Here is a 14,858-nt window from a genome sequence, read left to right on the forward strand (position 1 = left end):
CTGCCAAGTCCAGATTCCCCTTGAAAAACGCCCCGTCTGGACGCATGTAGCTTGCGCCCGCTGCAGCGCGGGTCACCCCTACAGGAGAGAACATGGCCAAGGAAGAAATGCTCGAATTTCCCGGCGTCGTGAAGGAACTCCTGCCGAATGCGACATTCCGGGTCGAGCTAGAAAACGGCCATGAGATCATCGCACATATGGCAGGAAAGATGCGCAAGAACCGCATCCGCGTCCTCGCCGGCGACAAGGTTCAGGTGGAAATGAACACCTACGACCTCACGAAGGGGCGGATCAATTACCGCTTCAAGTAAGACCGCCGGCAATCCGGACCGCGACCTGACGGCGCCGGATGTCATGCCGGATGCGACAGGACGCCCCGCATCCCTGGCGGCAGAGAGGGAGAGGGTGCCGGCCTTGGTCCTCGGCTCGGCCAGTCCGCGCCGGCTTGAGCTGCTGGCCCAGATCGGCATCGTACCCGACCGCATCCTGCCGGCCGAAATCGACGAAACCCCGCTGCGCGGCGAAAGCCCGCGCGACTATGCCCGGCGCATGGCACGCGAAAAGGCAGCGGCCCTGGCCGGCCGCGCCGAGGGGGCGATTCTCTGCGCCGACACGGTGGTGGTCGCGGGCCGCAGAATCCTGGACAAGCCCGCCGATGCGGCCGAGGCGCGGCGGCATCTGCGGCTGCTCTCCGGGCGTCGGCACCGGGTGCTGACCGCGGTCGCGCTGGCCCATGGCGGCCGGCTGCGCGAGCGCCTGGTGGAAACCGTCATCCGCTTCCGCCCGCTGACCACCACACAGATCGAATATTACATCGCCACCGGCGAATGGCAGGGCAAGGCGGGCGCCTATGCCATCCAGGGCCATGCCTCGGCCTTCGCGGCCTGGATGCAGGGCTCTTACAGCGGGGTGGTCGGCCTGCCACTGGCCGAAACCGCAGCCCTGCTCGAGGCGGTGGGAATTCGGGGGAAACCGGCATGAGGGGACGCCAGATCGTCCTGGGGCAGCTGGCTGGCCGCGCTGCTGCGGCACTGATGCAGGACGGCAGGCTCGAGGATCTGATCATCGATCCGGCCGGCGCCACGCCCTTCGCACCGGGCGCGATCTGCCGCGCGCGGGTCGACCGGCTGGTCAAGGGACAGGGCGGCGTCTTCCTGCGCCTGCCCGAAGGCGCGCGCGGCTTCCTGCGCGACCGCGGCGGGCTGCGCGAGGGGCAGGCCCTGCTCGTGCAGGTCAGCGGCAGCGCCGAGGAGGGCAAGGCCGTTCCGGTTTCCGCCCGGCTGAACTTCCGCGGCCGGCATGTCATCGTGACGCCTGGCGCGCCCGGCGTGAACGTCTCGCGCCGGATTCGCGACGATGCGCTGCGCGACCTGCTGGTGCGGCTGGGCGAAACCGCGCTGGCCGGCCGGAGCGATCCGCCCGGCATCGTCTTCCGCAGCATTGCGGCCACTGCCCCGGACGACGAGATCGCCGCCGAGCTGGGGCAGATTCTGGACCTGGCGCAGGCGATCCTGGCGGATCGCGAAGGCGGGCCGGAACTTCTGCTCGACGCGCCCGAACCTGCCGACCAGGCCTGGCAGGACTGGGCCGATCCGCCGCCGGACAGCATCGAGGACGGCGCCGATGCCTTCGAGGCGACCGGCGCGGAGGCGGCGGTGCAGCAGATGCTGCAGCCGCGGGTCGAGCTGGGCGGCGGCGCCTGGGCCGAGATCGAGGCGCTGCGCGCGCTGGTGGCCGTCGACGTCAATACCGGCAGCGACCATTCGCCGGCGGCGGGGCTCAAGGCCAATATCGCCCTGGCCCGCGATCTGCCGCGCCAGTTGCGGCTGCGCGGCCTGGGCGGCCAGATCGTGGTGGATTTCGCCCCGATGCCCAAGCGCGACCGCGGCACGCTGGAACAGACCCTGCGCGCCGCCTTCCGCTCGGAATCGGCCGAAACGGTGCTGATCGGCTGGACGGCGATGGGGCTTTACGAGATCAGCCGCAAGCGTGACCGCATGCCGCTGGCGCGGCTGCTGACGGCGGAGGACCGGCGATGAAATGCCCGATCTGCGGAAAACCCGCTTCGGATCGCTACCGGCCGTTTTGCTCGCGCCGCTGCGCGGATGTCGACCTGGCACGCTGGTTTCGCGGCGATTACCGCATTCCCGGCGAGCCGGTTCCCGAGAGTGACGGGGAAGAGTGAAAATTTCATTTTTGGCTCTGGACACCGGCCCGGAGCTGCCATAACAACGCGCCAGTCCGAAGCAAGATGCTCCGGCGCCCGGATAGCTCAGTTGGTAGAGCAGCGGATTGAAAATCCGCGTGTCGGTGGTTCGAATCCGCCTCCGGGCACCATTTCCCCAGAATATCGCAACAGTCCGTTGGGCCGGTGATGGCCTCCGGCGTCGTCCATCGGCAGACGTCACCCGTCGCCCAGCTCTGCTGCTGGCCCTCCTGTGCGACTGGGCCCAAACAACCGGGCCCAAGCAACCGGGAAGGCGGTTGCCGCGCGCCGGATACGCTGCCCGGCGGGCGGCGCCCCGTCCCCGCGGCGGTCGGGACGGTGCGAAAAGCGGTAGAAGGTGCTTCGTGAAAGGCGCAATTCGAAGCGCGGGCACACCCCTGCCCAGGCCGGTCTTACAGGCCGCAACCCGCCATCGCCGCGCGGATCGCCGCGCCGGAACCGGACAGCGAAAAGCGGACGCGCCCGCGGTCGTCCGAAATCTCGACCGCATTTCCGGACAGCAGGGCGCGGAGCAAGGCAGAATCCCTGGCCGCACTGGTATAGCGCATGCCGCCCCTGCTGATGAATTGCGGCCGGAACGAGGTTCCGTCGACGCGAATGGCAAGCGAGCGGCCCGAGCCGGTCATTCCCTCGACGGCCAGGATGCCGCTCTCGCCGCGCTTGCACATGTAGCTCAGCGAATGGCGCCCGGATTCGATGCCGGCGTACCGCCCCTGGCCGCCGCCGGCCACGCCGCTGACCCAGACCGGGCCGGCCGGCCGCTGGCGGGAGGGTGCGGCCTGTCCGCCGGAGACCTGCCCCTTGCCCTCGCAGATCTCGGCCACGCAGGCGTGATAGGCAGGGCTTGAGGCGGGGCCATGGTGGAACAGGCATTGGTTGACGCAAAGCTGCCCGGCATCCATCTGCGCCCGGGCGGGGCCGCCATGCAGGAGCGCCGCAGCGCCGATCGTCGAAAAGGCTAGCAAACAGAACCGGCGCAACATCGACCCTTCCTTTCCGTTCAGGGGGTTGCCTCCATTCTGCTGGCGCCCGGCGCCCTGTCAATCGGGCACGCGCGCCGGGCGGTCCGGCACGGGCCGCGGCATATGCCGCGGCCCGTCCTGGTTCAGTGCTGCACCAGCGGCCGGCCATGCTGGGCATGGCGGACGGCCAGCTTGCGCGATTGCCGGCCCGAAGGCAGATGCCGCGCCGTTTCCGGCGTGAAACCGGCATCGCGCAGCATCGGGAACAGGGTGAAGATCTCCTCCCGGGCCGCGCGGCCCACCGATTTCAGCGCCTGCGCCCCGGTATACAGCGATTCGGTCGCCGCACCGTTCGAGTTCACGACCTCATGCCGGTCGAAGAGGATGTGGAAATACTCGATCTCGGTCAGGTCTTCGGCGATATCGACGCCTTCGACCTGCAGAAGCTGCTTGGCCGCCACCAGAACCTCCATGGCACCGAACATCTTCATCGCGATCTTCGAACGCACCAGCACGCGATGCTGCGGCGACACCAGCAGGTCGGTCGAGGGGGTGTTGCGGCCCAGGGCGCCGGCCCGGATGCGGATCGCGCGCAATTTGGGCTGCGCCCGCAGACTGGCCACGTTCAGCCTGACCGAACCGATCCAGCGGACGGGCTGCAAGCCGTTGTCGCGGGTCACCACCATGTCGCCCAGCTTCAGCTCCTCGACCGGCACGAAGCCCCTGTCGGTCTCGATCAGGGTGCCGGCGACGAAGCAGAACACCTCGTCATCGGTCAGCGTCAGCGTGCCGTTGACGTCGTGATTCATGGTCACGACAACACCGTTGGCGGTGGTCTGGAGCAGGTCGGCCGACTGAAGAACCAACGGCCCGAGCAGCGGCCCGACGGCTTCGGCAAGCTGATCGGCGATCCCCGAGATCGGCCCGGTCACCGAGATCGGCCCGACCAGCGGAAGGGTAAGGCTGGCGGTCACCGCAAGATGGTCGTCGTCCAGCGGCTCTTCGCTGATGAAGTAATAGGTGCCATCGGCCTCCATCAGGTGGCCGCTGATCGGATTGACCTGCAGGCTGACGGTGGCCACGCCGGGGATGCCCACGCTGGCCGCGGCATTCGCCACCGTGGCCGAACCCTGATAGGTGCCGGGAGCGGTCAGCGGATTGCCGGTATCGTCCACCGGGGTCAGGTTGTCGCCGGCGCTGAGCGTCGTCGCGCTGGTGGCATCGACGTCATATTGCGCGAATTCCTGCGAGCTCTCGAAGGCGTTGAGCAGCGAGGTGTTCGGCACGAAGGCGATCACGCCATCGAGCCCCACCGTGATCAAACTGGAGGGAATTTCCGTGAAATAGGGCATAGGATAAACCTTGTTACAGACCTGCAGCAATTGCGGTCGATTGGGTTGACGAGTTCGCGCCACCCCTGCGGTGGGGAATGGCGTGACTGCGGCACAAGGAAATAGGAAACCAGGCAACCCGCTATCAACTTATGCGCGATTCGATCTTTTCACGCAAACGTTAACCCATCGCGGCGCGCATTTTTTCTGCCCGCCCGTTCAGCCGGTTCTTAGGGTATTTTTCACGGATATCGAGGACCCGGGCCTAGGGCCGGCGGAGAGCGATCGACTCTGCTATGCAACCATTGCGCGAGGGCGATGACTGCAGGGGCGCGGTTGTGGGCCGTGGCGGAAACGCGCGGCGGCGCATCGCGGTCAGCGATCCGTCATCCGGCCTCGACTGGCCTCACCATCCGGTTCCGGGGATTGGGAAAATGGTGGGCGACCCTGGAATCCCATTCTCTCATTTCCCTCAGTGATTGTTGCCCTATGTGTCCCGCAAATCCATGCTGCGGGACACTCACCAGTCTAGCGCGGCCAGCACCTTAACGCCATCCGCCGCAAGAATTTGTCGCTCAGCACCCTTGGTGTAGATTTCGCTGGTCTTGGCCTGGGTATGAGCCATGACCGCCATGACCTGATACTGCGAGCACCCGTTCTGGGCCATCAGTTCGCCTACCGCCTTGCGAATGCCGTGGGACGAGCGATCCGGTATCCCTGCCGCGCTGCACCAACGCTGGACACGCACGCGCAGCGCCTCGACGCTGGCGAAGGGTTTACCCTTTTCGTTCAGAAGGTATGCCGGGCCGTCGGCTGCACGAGTTGCCGCGATCAGGGGCGGCATCATGGGGATGGAAACGAAGGCCGATCCGCGTTTTCTGGGTTGCCAATTCAGCCAGAGCTGCCCGTCGCGCATCACTTCCTGTGCGCGCCCCAACCAGATCGCATCGCCGATCCTGCAAGCAGTAAAGGCGTGCAGCGTGAGCCACAGATGCGCGGCCGTTCCCTTAGGATGATGTTCGCGGAATTTCTTCAGTTCGGCAACGGACCAGGGGACGGCGCCACCAGCAGGATTGACGTTGATGGCCTTTATCCCCGCCGCCGGATTGTGCGCGATGTACTCGCGCTCCTGCGCCCATGCATAGACCGCTCGGACAGTCTTGATGAGATTGTCCGCAGCGCCCGGATGGGTGGCCCAGGCATCCCGGATTTCGATGAAAGCGGCAGCGGGGGCATCCATGTCGAAATCGCCATAGCGCACGCTGCCCTCACCCGAATAGTCGCAGAGGCGGCGCAAGACGCTGCGCCGCTGCTTCAGCGTTGCAGGCGACATCTGCCCGGCCTCGACCATCCGCGCGACAAAGGACAGGTATTCCGCACAGAGCCAGTCAATCGAGCCCTTGACCGCCTTCGGCTCAGATGGAAGCCATCTCTCGCCTGCTCGCGCCGCGTAATAGTAGTTGGCAAAGTCCTTGTCCTCCGGTCCGACCGGAAGGTGAATACGAACATGCTTCCGGCCCTCGACGCGGACGCGATAGCGAGGAGAGCCGTTGCGATGGCTCTCGATCAACAATCCGGGGAAGTCCACTCTCACGATCTACCTCGTTGCCCAGGATTTCGGGGCGATCTGGCGGGGCGCGGGGCGTGCATGCTGTCCGGCCTCGGCCCCGGCTAACGTCACAGAAATCGTACCGTCTTTCGCCACAGTATAGCCAGCGACGTTCAGCCCGATATCTTTAGCCGCCTCAAGCGCCCGGCGGATCGCAGCCTGAGTAGTAGTTGGTGCCGGCATGTCATCCCCCCTTCGAACCGCTGTTGTGCTGAAGCTCAGCAAAGCGCGATGTGCGGTCGGCTTCCCGCAGCAGGATCTCATCCATCTGATCGGGGGTGATAAAGATGGCGCGCCCGATGGAAAAATACTGTCCGTGTTCCCGCGCCTTGGACCTTAGCGTCCGTGGCGACAGCTCGACACCGCGCGGGCGAAGCTTTGCCGACCACTCCTCGGGGGTGCGGCCCAGATCGAAAATTTTCGACATGGCAGGTCTCCTTTCCTGTAAGCTGGAGACCACGCAAGGTTCGCTTTGGTCAAGACTCTGGAAAATGGTCCTTATTTTAGTGCAGGAACTTGCACCTTTTGCAGGGAGATGTCGCGAGATGGACGGAAAACTGCCAGAAGCAGCCGTGGATTTCAGCTTTGACGATGATGATCTCGACTGGGATGATTGGATAACCGCCGATTTTGATTCGCCGGACGTGCAGAGTGAGCGCGCACCTGTCGCGCCGGTCGGCACTATCCTCAAGCAAGTACGTCAGCAGATCGGCCCTAAAGGTATCTCGCAACAAGAGATGGCGAAACGGCTGGGTATCCCGAAGCGCACGTACATATCCTACGAAACGCAGGAAACAGCCAAGGTGCCCGCCGAAGTGCTGAGACGAATCGCGGCAACAACCGACGTTGATGCCGAGTTCATCCTAACCGGGCGGGCACGTTACATCGACCATGGGCCGATCCTTGATGACGCATTTCGTCTGGCAGAGCACCTTGCGAAGCATATCCACGCCGGTGAGGAACGGCTCTCCTACGACGACATCCAGGCAGTTGTCATCAGGGTGCTTGCCGAGCGTGAAGAAAGACGGCAGCTTACCGGAAATCCCTCTGCCCAGTACACACGAGGGGATATTGCCGATGCGGTCTGGGAGCACACGGAGTACAGCCTGCGTTATCGGCGTGCTCTCGCTGAAGAGCCCGATGACGGTCGGTAGACCGCCACCCGAAGGGACTGCTGCTGCTCAGCCTCGTAGCGAGCGCGAACAATCCCGGCCCATTGCTGCCCTACGGCCCCGGCCTGGCGCCGCCTTGCAGCATCCCTATACCAGACGTTCGTGCTTGGCGCGGCGAGATCGTCGGGTCACGGTCTGCTCTGCGGGACGGAGCGGACATTGTAGAAGGTGACGCGCGCCGCTATTGCCCTCATGGTTTTGACTGCTAACGGCGGGACTGACGTGCCAAGAATATACTTGATCGGAGCATCATGTTCGGGCGTCTCGACGCTTGGCGCGACACTGTCGGCGCGGATGGGCGTTCCCGTGCTGGACGTCGACGACTTCTATTGGATGCCGACAGACCCGCCATTCACGACAAAGCGCCTGCCAGAAGATCGGGTCCGCTTGATCCGACAGCGGCAATCCCGGACGGAGGGCTGGGTTCTGTCAGGCTCGTTCATGGGGTGGGGAGATATCCTAATTCAGGATGTCGAGATCATCGCCTTCCTGTATGCACCGACCTCGATACGGCTGCAGCGTCTGGAGCGCCGAGAGGCACAAAGACATGGTGGTCGTATCCTGCCGGGTGGCGACATGCATGACAGCCATCTGGCATTCCGTGACTGGGCCTCTCGCTATGATGACCCCTCGTTCACGGGACGCAATCTCGCCCAGCATGAACGCTGGCTCGAAGTACAAACCGCTCCGGTTCTGAAGCTTGACGGCACAGAGCCTGCTGACGTGTTGGCCGAGACAGTCACAACCGCGCTGGACCGGCTCTGAAAGGTCACGAAGAGCCCGATCCCGACCGTCGACAACATGGTCTGGCAGGGAGTGGCCCTGCCAGACTTGTTCTCAGGTCATTATACAGAGTGAGGCATTCGGGAACGGGAAGCCGAAATCATCGACCGCGCGCCGGGACACCTCCTGAAATCCTAGCCGCCTGTAGAACCGGACGGCTTGTTCATTCTCGGTATAGACCTCGAGGGACAGTTCGCCCTTCCGGGCCAGGGCATCGGCGATGAGCGTGCGCCCGACACCGTGACCTTGCCACTCCGGAGCGATGAATATCCCGCCTATGAAGCAGTCGAGAAGGCTGATGAAGCCGACGGCTTTTCCCTCGAGGAAGGCCACGGAAGTCTCCGCCTTCGGCAGATACACCTCCTCGATCAGCTTGCGCTGTTCGATCAGCCTTTCTTCACCGATGAAGGGGTGCGCCTTTAGCGAGGCTTCGAACCAGATGGTCGACAGTCTTTTCAAATCCGATACCGCGTCAAAGGGCCGGATCACCACGTTTTCGTTCTTCAAGAGAACTCCACAGAAATCATGCAAAAAGGGTCGGCACCCAAGTGCCGAGCGATGCCGCTATATGCGGGTCAATCGAAGCCTCTGTGCATAAATCTCCGTCTGTGGCGGGCCGAACATAGGCCGCCCCGCCACCAGTTTCAATGACGGCAGAGGGCTCTTCACGTCGATCTGCCGCTCTTTGCACCAGGGGCGGCGCCAGTCAGCCTCTGGCCCGCGCACTCGGCCCTTCGCGGTCATTCGCTGGCCTAATCTGCTGCCGCGCAGCGTTCCCGGTGCGGTCGCTCGTGGGTAGCGCAGAAAATCGGAGAGCAGAGCGGCGCAAGGGCGCAGCAAGGGGAAATTGGAGGCCAAGCTACCGCTCGCATACTCACGTCTCCCCCGATTACGGCGACCAGGAATGGAAGCCTGCCGTCCATTGGGCGGCAGGCCGATCCATGTTCCTGCCGGGCTCAATCCGGGCGGGATGCTGCGGTTACCGTGGGGACATAAAGCGCGCCGCCCTGATCGCGGAAGCGTTCGGCCATGGCGTCCATGCCGTTCCGGCGCTCGGCCTCGGCGCGGATGTCGTGGCTGATCCGCATCGAGCAGAATTTCGGCCCGCACATCGAACAGAAATGCGCCAGCTTGTGCGCCTCCTTCGGCATGGTCTCGTCATGCATGGCGCGCGCCGTGTCCGGATCGAGACCGAGGTTGAACTGATCCTCCCAGCGGAAATCGAAGCGGGCGCGCGACAGCGCGTCGTCGCGCAACCGCGCGCCGGGATGGCCCTTGGCCAGGTTCGCCGCATGGGCGGCCAGCTTGTAGGTGATCACGCCGGTCTTGACGTCGTCGCGGTCCGGCAGGCCCAGATGTTCCTTGGGCGTGACATAGCACAGCATCGCCGTCCCGAACCAGCCGATCATCGCCGCGCCGATGGCGCTGGTGATATGGTCATAGCCCGGCGCGATATCAGTGGTCAGCGGCCCCAGCGTATAGAACGGCGCCTCGTGGCAATGCGCCAGCTGCTTGTCCATATTGGCCTTGATCTTGTGCATGGGAACATGCCCCGGCCCCTCGATCATCACTTGGCAGTCATGCGCCCAGGCGATCTTTGTCAGCTCGCCCAGGGTTTCCAGCTCGGCAAACTGCGCCGCGTCATTGGCATCCGCGATCGAGCCGGGCCGCAGCCCGTCGCCCAGGCTGAAGCTGATGTCATAGGCGCGCATGATCTCGCAGATCTCGGCGAAATGCTCGTAGAGAAAGCTCTCGCGGTGATGATGCAGGCACCATTTCGCCATGATCGAGCCACCGCGCGACACGATCCCGGTCACCCGGCTCGCCGTCAGCGGGATCATGTGCAGCCGCACCCCGGCATGGATGGTGAAATAGTCCACCCCCTGTTCGGCCTGCTCGATCAGCGTGTCGCGGAAGATCTCCCAGGTCAGGTCCTCGGCCACGCCGCCGACCTTTTCCAGCGCCTGATACAGCGGCACCGTGCCGATCGGCACCGGCGAATTGCGGATGATCCAGTCTCGGATATTGTGGATATTGCGCCCTGTGGACAGGTCCATGACCGTGTCGGCGCCCCAGCGGATCGCCCAGACCATCTTGTCCACTTCGTCCTCCATCGAGGAGGTGACGGCCGAGTTGCCGATATTGGCGTTGATCTTGACCAGGAAATTGCGGCCGATGATCATCGGCTCAAGTTCGGGATGGTTGATGTTTGCGGGAATGATGGCGCGGCCTGCGGCGATTTCGTCGCGGACGAATTCGGGCGTGACCAAATCGGGGATCTGGGCACCGAAATCCTCACCGTCGCGGACATAGGCGGTGATGCGGCCCTCGTTCTCGCGGATGGCGACATATTCCATTTCCGGGGTGATGATGCCGGCCCGGGCATAGGCAAGCTGGGTTACCGCCCCATGGGCGGCACGCAGAGGCGCATGACGGACCGGAAAGGCCGGGGTCAGGCGCGCGCCCTCGGCAAAGCCGTTATCGGCGGCGGTCACCGGCCGCGCGGCGACCGGCGTGACATCGCCGCGCATCTGCTGCCATTGCCCGCGCCACCGCGGCAAGCCGCGCGTGATCGCGATATCGGCCTGCGGGTCGGTATAGGGCCCGGAACTGTCATAGACGGTCAGCGCCGGCTCGCCGGTCAGGGCAATGCGGCGCATCGGCACGCGGATGTCGTGCAATACGCCGGGCAGATGGATCTTGTCCGAGGCGGGCATGGCGCCGGTGGTAATCCGGGGCTGGGGGTGGTCCTTCATTGCGGTCTCCCTGTTTGGGGACCCGGCTGACAGGGGCTTCGAAAGGGGCCACGCGGCCAATGGGCCAACGCGGCCCGAAAGGACCGCGCCCCGAGATAACGGAGGTTGATTGCCCTTCGGTCTTCCTACGCCAGTGTCAACTGGGTCAGGTTCAAAGGGTCGCGTCACCGGGGTTGCCCCCTGTCAGCCTCTCAGTCCCCGTGGCGGGACTCCCCTGACGAAGCGCAAAGGTTGGACATTTTCCCCGTCGTGTCAATATCGGAGGCGATGGATCTTGATGGCCTGCCGGAGATATATCAGCCCTGCAACCAGGCGCGGCGAGGTCGCAGGGCGCTCCTGGTGCGAGGGGAAAATCTCGTCCTAAATCAGTGGCAGCCGCAGCACTGCGGATGAACGACCGCTATGCCAAAGTTTTTGCGGCTGCCATACCGCATCGCAGCCGGCAGCTTTCCGTCCTTACCACCGACTACTCGGCCTTCAGCAATGTCCAACTCTCCACCCCTAAACCCTGTGCCACGCGATATAGGTTGTCGATGGAGATGTTCTGCTCCGACCGCTCCACCGCGCTGAGATAGGTCCGGTTCAACCCGCATTCATGCGCCAGATACTCCTGCGACCAGCCGCGCTCGGCCCGCAGCCTGCGCATGTTGCGCGCCACGATGTCTCGCAGAGGACTCTTGGGGGTCGTCTTCATGCACAATGCTATTGTGCGTCGACGCTTTTAACTCTACCTGTTTTAACATTCATTCGACATCCAGGAGCCCTTCATGCCCCACCAATGTCCGCATTGCATGACCGAGATTCATGCCGAGGCCTCCACCTGCCCCGCCTGCGGGGCGATCCGCGGGGTGTGGGGCCGCTCGGTCGAAAGCTGGCGCCAGGCATCGACCTTCATGCTCGGCGTGGCCGCATTCTTCGTTCTTGCCGGCATAGTCTTTGGCACTTGGGTTGCATCGGTCGATGACCAAACGACGGCATTCGACGGCTTGATCGCCTTCCTGTTCCTTTCGCCGTTCATGCTGTTCGCTGGCGGTGTCGGCCTGTTCCTGCGCTACGTGATCCCCCGCATGCAGGAGGGCTGGTACCGATGAGGGCCGCGAAGCGGAAACCGACCGTCGGCCCGAAGCGCACCTCGATCTGCCTCAGTGCCGAGGCGCACAAATCCCTGCGGATCGAGGCCCTGCGGCGCGACATCACCATGAGCCAGTTGATCGCACAGGCGCTGGCCGATGCCGGCATCGACATTCCTCCGGAGGATCTGGAAGCATGAAGCATCTGATCACCGCCGCGCTGATCAGCCTCGCCAGCCCGGCCCTTGCCGCCGGCTGGTATTTCGAGGCCTCCATCGAGGGCGGCGCCGAATACTGGACTTTCACCAACGAGACCGGTGAGGTCAGCCCGCGCCGGGTGCGCGGCAACGAGATCTGTATCACCCGCACCGACCAGATGAACGAATTCGACGCCAACGGCACCTGTGACTTCAACAACTGCCGCGTCAGCGTGACGCTGAACGGCCGCAACGCCGAGGCGGGCGAACGGGTCAGCATCCGGTTCTCGAATGGTGAGAAGCTGGATTTCGTGGCAGACGGTGGTGACATTCTGCTGAGCAATTTCGACACGGCCGGGATGGGCGCGACCAACCTCTTCGTCCACAATGTCCGGCTAGCGGAATGGGTCGAGATCGGCTTCGGTGGCAAGCGCCACCGCTTCAGCCTCGCTGGATCGGCGGCGGCTCTGGACGCGATCCGGCCATGGATGACGGGAGGCAAGTGATGACCTCCCACGGGACCATGCACGCAACCAACGGATATCGGCGCAAAGGGCCTGACTACCTGAACAACCCGGACATGGTTGCGTTCACCATCGGGCGGGTCGTGATGGCAAAGATGACGACCGGCCGCCCCCTCAGCTGGAATACGCTACGGGCACGGCTGATGCATATCGCTGAGGGAGATACCGTCGATCTGCCGGCAGGCGTGAATGCGGAGATGGCATTGGCAGCCCTGCGATATCTCCCGGAACCTCCAGACGCTTCCCGTTACAAGGGCTGAGGGCAGGAACCTCACGCGCTGATCGGGGGGCTCCCGCCCAGGAAATGGGCCAGGCGAGGCACGGGCCACCGCCACCGCCTCGCCGGATCAGCGGCAGCGCTGGATATGACCCAGCGACAAATGACAGGAGACAAATAATGCCCCCGCAACCGTTCAAAGGCGAACTGCCCGCATCGATCTTCGAGCCGGATGAGGTCAAAGCACGCAATTGGTGGGCCGCGCTGACCGAGCCGGAACAGGAAGAGCGCATCTACGACCTGACCCAGGTGCTGGAATTCTACGGCATCGACCTGCCCGACAGCGATGAGCGCTGGATGATGGCCTGCTGGGAAAACGAATTCGCCTGACCCCGTCCCTACGGCCCGTCGTGAAGCGAGCGGGCCGGGGTCAGGCTGCGCGCAAACCGCATTCCGACCGCCCCCACGAGGCTGGGGCGGAATGCGGTTTGCGGCCGCCCATCGGGCGGCATCCTTCAAGCTGCCGCCGGTCAAGATACCCTACATCTCCATCGCGCTTTGACTGTGCATGCGCCGCACTGTTGGTTGTCATGCACAAGCCCGAAGACATGCCGTGTGCCTTCCGACAACTGGACTCATTGAAGTCAGCCCGACAGCAAATGGAAATATCCCCCTATTAACCTTGCAAATCGGGAATCAATCTCCATAATTGCAAGGATGTTGATCGAGCGCCGCATCACCGACACCGTGAAGTCCCTGCTGGACGACAGTCCCGCCGTTGCCCTGCTGGGGCCGCGCCAGGTCGGCAAGACCACGCTGGCCCAAGAACTGGGGGAAGAGCGGCCGTCGCTCTATCTCGACCTCGAATCCAGCGCCGACCAGGCGAAGCTCTCCGATCCCGAGCTCTACCTTTCGGCGCATGAGGACAAGCTGGTCATCCTTGATGAGGTCCAGCGGGTGCCGGACCTGTTCCAGAACCTGCGCGGCCTGATCGACCGGGGACGGCGCAAGGGGCTGCGGGCGGGGCGCTTCCTGCTGCTCGGCTCGGCCTCCATCGACCTGCTGCGGCAGTCGGGTGAGACGCTGGCGGGCCGGATCGCCTATGCCGAGCTTGCTCCCCTTGATGCGCTGGAGGTTCCCGCCGCCGATCTGGATCGGCTCTGGCTGCGCGGCGGCTTTCCCGACAGCTTCCTCGCCCGCGACGATCAGGCCAGCCTGCGCTGGCGGCGCGACTTCATCCGCACCTATCTGGAACGCGACATTCCCGCACTCGGCCCCCGCATCGCGGCCGAGACGCTGCGGCGCTTCTGGACCATGCTGGCGCATCGGCAGTCCGGCCTGTCGAACGCCGCCGAGCTTGCCCGCGCGCTCGGGGTCGATGCCAAGACCGTCGCCTCCTATCTCGACCTGCTGGTCGATCTGATGCTGGTGCGCCGGCTGGAGCCCTGGCACGCGAATATCGGCAAGCGGCTGGTCAAGTCCCCGCGCATCTATGTGCGCGACACCGGCATCCTGCATGCCCTGCTGGGACTGACGACGCTGGACGACGTTCTCGGCCACCCCGTCGCGGGCGCCAGTTGGGAAGGTCTGATCATCGAGACCGCCCATGCCCTGATGCCGGATGGGACGCAGGCCCGGTTCTATCGCAGCGGTGCGGGGGCCGAGGTCGATCTGGTGCTGACCCTGCCGGGCGGCGCGGTCTGGGCCGTCGAGGTCAAGCGCAATCTGGCGCCGAAGGTCGAGCGCGGCTTTCACTCGGCCTGCGAAGACCTGCAACCTGCGCGGCGGATCGTGGTTTATCCGGGGGACGAGGCTTTCCCGCTGCCGAACGGCATCGAGGTCATGTCGCTGCACCAGTTCGGGCAGGATCTGCTGGCGCTTCATCCGTAAGCAATGCGGCCGCCCATCGGGCGGCGTCGGGGATCGATCTTCTTCCTGGGCGGAGAAAGCGGGGTACCGGGGCGCAGCGCCTGGTCCGACATTTTGCGGGTGGTGCTTTGCACCGGGCCC

The 14,858-nt window shown here is 64.4% G+C and carries 19 protein-coding genes, 1 tRNA gene and 1 riboswitch; of the genes, 13 read left to right on the forward strand and 7 right to left on the reverse strand.

Annotated features, from left to right (window positions below; all coding sequences use genetic code 11):
- Positions 1-92: 92 nt before the first annotated feature.
- The 5 genes from infA (at position 93) to PARJ55_RS0105610 (ending at position 2,337) form a co-directional block, all read left to right on the forward strand.
- A complete protein-coding gene (infA, locus tag PARJ55_RS0105595) occupies positions 93-311 on the forward strand; it encodes a translation initiation factor IF-1 (RefSeq protein WP_010397442.1) in 219 nt (72 codons plus the stop codon).
- Between the two features lie 43 nt (positions 312-354).
- A complete protein-coding gene (locus tag PARJ55_RS0105600; RefSeq protein WP_051416162.1) occupies positions 355-981 on the forward strand; it encodes a nucleoside triphosphate pyrophosphatase in 627 nt (208 codons plus the stop codon).
- Entirely contained in the window at positions 978-2,039 is a 1,062-nt protein-coding gene (locus PARJ55_RS0105605) for a ribonuclease E/G (protein ID WP_028712131.1), read from the forward strand. The genes PARJ55_RS0105600 and PARJ55_RS0105605 overlap by 4 nt, the downstream gene beginning before the upstream one ends.
- Entirely contained in the window at positions 2,036-2,185 is a 150-nt protein-coding gene (locus PARJ55_RS23245; RefSeq protein ID WP_084637785.1) for a DNA gyrase inhibitor YacG, read from the forward strand. The genes PARJ55_RS0105605 and PARJ55_RS23245 overlap by 4 nt, the downstream gene beginning before the upstream one ends.
- A gap of 76 nt (positions 2,186-2,261) precedes the next feature.
- A tRNA-Phe gene (locus tag PARJ55_RS0105610) sits at positions 2,262-2,337 on the forward strand.
- Between the two features lie 282 nt (positions 2,338-2,619).
- Here the strand turns inward: PARJ55_RS0105610 and PARJ55_RS0105615 are convergent.
- The 4 genes from PARJ55_RS0105615 to PARJ55_RS0105630 all read right to left on the reverse strand — a co-directional run bounded on the left by PARJ55_RS0105615 (position 2,620) and on the right by PARJ55_RS0105630 (position 6,556).
- A complete protein-coding gene (locus PARJ55_RS0105615; protein WP_028712132.1) occupies positions 2,620-3,210 on the reverse strand; it encodes a hypothetical protein in 591 nt (196 codons plus the stop codon).
- Positions 3,211-3,332: 122 nt separating this feature from the next.
- On the reverse strand, positions 3,333-4,541 hold the full coding sequence (locus PARJ55_RS23250) for a Hint domain-containing protein (protein WP_028712133.1): 1,209 nt from the start codon (positions 4,539-4,541) through the stop codon (positions 3,333-3,335).
- Positions 4,542-5,040: 499 nt separating this feature from the next.
- Complete coding sequence (locus PARJ55_RS0105625) at positions 5,041-6,114, reverse strand: tyrosine-type recombinase/integrase (protein ID WP_028712134.1); 1,074 nt, start codon at positions 6,112-6,114, stop codon at positions 5,041-5,043.
- Between the two features lie 199 nt (positions 6,115-6,313).
- Positions 6,314-6,556, reverse strand: coding sequence for a hypothetical protein (locus tag PARJ55_RS0105630; RefSeq protein WP_028712135.1), 243 nt, complete (start codon positions 6,554-6,556; stop codon positions 6,314-6,316).
- Positions 6,557-6,674: 118 nt separating this feature from the next.
- On the opposite strand from PARJ55_RS0105630, the gene PARJ55_RS0105635 reads away from it, so the two are divergent.
- Together PARJ55_RS0105635 and PARJ55_RS23255 are read left to right on the forward strand one after the other, a co-directional pair.
- Positions 6,675-7,283, forward strand: a complete 609-nt coding sequence (locus PARJ55_RS0105635; RefSeq protein ID WP_028712136.1) for a helix-turn-helix domain-containing protein — start codon at positions 6,675-6,677, stop codon at positions 7,281-7,283.
- 210 nt (positions 7,284-7,493) lie between these two features.
- The gene (locus PARJ55_RS23255; RefSeq protein ID WP_084637787.1) at positions 7,494-8,066 is read left to right on the forward strand and encodes an adenylate kinase; all 573 of its coding nucleotides are present in this window, start codon (positions 7,494-7,496) and stop codon (positions 8,064-8,066) included.
- 72 nt (positions 8,067-8,138) lie between these two features.
- Here PARJ55_RS23255 and PARJ55_RS0105645 read toward each other — a convergent pair whose 3' ends face one another.
- From PARJ55_RS0105645 to PARJ55_RS0105655, 3 genes are all read right to left on the reverse strand, one after another.
- Positions 8,139-8,591: a GNAT family N-acetyltransferase gene (locus tag PARJ55_RS0105645; protein WP_028712138.1), complete on the reverse strand. Its 453-nt coding sequence runs from the start codon at positions 8,589-8,591 to the stop codon at positions 8,139-8,141.
- A 449-nt stretch (positions 8,592-9,040) separates the two neighbouring features.
- Positions 9,041-10,840, reverse strand: coding sequence for a phosphomethylpyrimidine synthase ThiC (gene thiC, locus PARJ55_RS0105650; RefSeq protein ID WP_028712139.1), 1,800 nt, complete (start codon positions 10,838-10,840; stop codon positions 9,041-9,043).
- 105 nt (positions 10,841-10,945) lie between these two features.
- A riboswitch (TPP riboswitch) is annotated at positions 10,946-11,066 on the reverse strand.
- 240 nt (positions 11,067-11,306) lie between these two features.
- Positions 11,307-11,534, reverse strand: a complete 228-nt coding sequence (locus PARJ55_RS0105655; protein ID WP_028712140.1) for a helix-turn-helix domain-containing protein — start codon at positions 11,532-11,534, stop codon at positions 11,307-11,309.
- Between the two features lie 97 nt (positions 11,535-11,631).
- On the opposite strand from PARJ55_RS0105655, the gene PARJ55_RS0105660 reads away from it, so the two are divergent.
- The 6 genes from PARJ55_RS0105660 to PARJ55_RS0105690 all read left to right on the forward strand — a co-directional run bounded on the left by PARJ55_RS0105660 (position 11,632) and on the right by PARJ55_RS0105690 (position 14,738).
- The gene (locus PARJ55_RS0105660; RefSeq protein ID WP_232215667.1) at positions 11,632-11,931 is read left to right on the forward strand and encodes a zinc ribbon domain-containing protein; all 300 of its coding nucleotides are present in this window, start codon (positions 11,632-11,634) and stop codon (positions 11,929-11,931) included.
- Entirely contained in the window at positions 11,928-12,110 is a 183-nt protein-coding gene (locus tag PARJ55_RS0105665) for a hypothetical protein (RefSeq protein WP_028712142.1), read from the forward strand. The genes PARJ55_RS0105660 and PARJ55_RS0105665 overlap by 4 nt, the downstream gene beginning before the upstream one ends.
- On the forward strand, positions 12,107-12,613 hold the full coding sequence (locus PARJ55_RS0105670; RefSeq protein ID WP_028712143.1) for a hypothetical protein: 507 nt from the start codon (positions 12,107-12,109) through the stop codon (positions 12,611-12,613). Before PARJ55_RS0105665 ends, PARJ55_RS0105670 begins: the two co-directional genes overlap by 4 nt.
- Positions 12,613-12,891: a hypothetical protein gene (locus PARJ55_RS0105675; protein WP_010399189.1), complete on the forward strand. Its 279-nt coding sequence runs from the start codon at positions 12,613-12,615 to the stop codon at positions 12,889-12,891. The genes PARJ55_RS0105670 and PARJ55_RS0105675 overlap by 1 nt, the downstream gene beginning before the upstream one ends.
- Before the next feature lie 137 nt (positions 12,892-13,028).
- A complete protein-coding gene (locus PARJ55_RS0105680) occupies positions 13,029-13,238 on the forward strand; it encodes a hypothetical protein (RefSeq protein ID WP_010399187.1) in 210 nt (69 codons plus the stop codon).
- Positions 13,239-13,565: 327 nt separating this feature from the next.
- Positions 13,566-14,738 carry an ATP-binding protein gene (locus PARJ55_RS0105690; protein ID WP_036713852.1) on the forward strand — a complete coding sequence of 391 codons (1,173 nt, stop codon included), beginning with the start codon at positions 13,566-13,568 and terminating at the stop codon, positions 14,736-14,738.
- Positions 14,739-14,858 lie beyond the last annotated feature (120 nt).

This window comes from Paracoccus sp. J55 (genome assembly GCF_000513975.1).
Classification (GTDB): Bacteria; Pseudomonadota; Alphaproteobacteria; order Rhodobacterales; family Rhodobacteraceae; genus Paracoccus.